Origin of the sequence: Deinococcus multiflagellatus, assembly GCF_020166415.1 — a bacterium.
Taxonomy (GTDB): domain Bacteria; phylum Deinococcota; class Deinococci; order Deinococcales; family Deinococcaceae; genus Deinococcus; species Deinococcus multiflagellatus.
The window spans coordinates 1-1206 of record NZ_JAIQXV010000059.1 but is presented as its reverse complement, the minus strand read 5'-3'; the positions used below and the strand labels follow the sequence as shown (position 1 = coordinate 1206).

General features: G+C 58.5%; 1 protein-coding gene. It reads right to left on the bottom strand.

Going from position 1 to position 1206, the window contains the following annotated elements:
- Position 1: 1 nt before the first annotated feature.
- Complete coding sequence (locus K7W41_RS23285; RefSeq protein ID WP_224612926.1) at positions 2 to 985, bottom strand: IS4 family transposase; 984 nt, start codon at positions 983 to 985, stop codon at positions 2 to 4.
- Between the last annotated feature and the right edge of the window lie 221 nt (positions 986 to 1206).

The window sequence follows — 1206 nt, the reverse complement described above, 5'->3', positions numbered from 1 at the left end:
CTCAGTAGGTGACAACTTCACTTTCAGCCGCTCCTGGCGGGCAAAAAGCCTGGATTAACACCTCTAGGACCACCATGAACTGTTTGGGTTTCCATCGTAGGGCATCCACGAGATGCTGAGCACCGTGCCGCACCAGACTGACCGCTCTCCGACCATGCTTCAGAACGGGGATGGGACAGGTCTGGCTGAGCCAGACCCCCAGGCGCAAACAGAACATCCAGGCCAGGGTCACCAGTCCGAAGAGTCGCTCTAGACGGCTCCTTTCCGTCATTCCCGTTCGCTCCAGGTCGAAGCCTCGCTTCTTGAAGCTGCTGAAGGTGCACTCAATGGACCAACGTTGCTTGTAGAGCTTCCAGGTCTTCCGAGCACTGAAATCGGTGGCGATGATGACGAGGTCACCTGTGGGTGACCTCGTCGCCACCACCCGCATCAATTCCCCGAACACAAACACCTTTTCGCCGATCTCGTGAAAATGGCCGTGCTGGACGTGTTCGAACCACTCTTTCCCGCTCATGTCGTCCAGCATGTCGCTGTGCCGAATGCGGATGGCCCGCTTGATGCCCTGACGACGGAGAAACCGGAACCATTCCGCGCCGATGAACTCACGATCAGCCACCAGGCCCAGCCAGCGTTTCGCTGGCAGAACCTGGAGAAGCTTCAACACCAGCCACATCCGGGCGTACGTGTGACTGTTCCCGGACTCGTCGAGGGGCACCCAGATCAGGGGCAGGGTGAAGCCGTGGACCACAGCTCCAAGCACCAGAAAATTGATGGGCGTCTCCCCGTGTTCCCAGTTCGTGCGGTCTAGGCTCAGCAAGACCTTTCCTGGTGGCAGGTGGACGACGAGCAGGGCGATGAAAAAGCCCATGTCCAGTTGCTCATCCCGGAAGGCCCGGTCTGCTCGTCTCTTCTTGCCCTGCGGGGTACTCATCCCCGGCATATGGGCACTCAGATCGTGATGATTGACGCTTCTCGCGGCAATCATCGCCAGAAGGACGTCAATCAGGCGCTGAAGGGTGTCGATGCGGAGGTGACTGGCGTGCGCTTTGAAGTGCTGGGTGAATACGGTAGCCTGCTGAGCAGCGGATTCTGTGGACTTCACACCTTCAGGACACCGCAATCAGTCGGCCCCATCAAGCTTGATGGGGCCGACTGTTGCTTTTTCCCGTCTAGGACGTCACCGAACTGAAGTTGTCACCTACTGAG

Bases quoted from the DNA above. Each gene is read 5' to 3' on its own strand.
- K7W41_RS23285 (WP_224612926.1), bottom strand. From the start codon at position 985: ATGATTGCCGCGAGAAGCGTCAATCATCACGATCTGAGTGCCCATATG.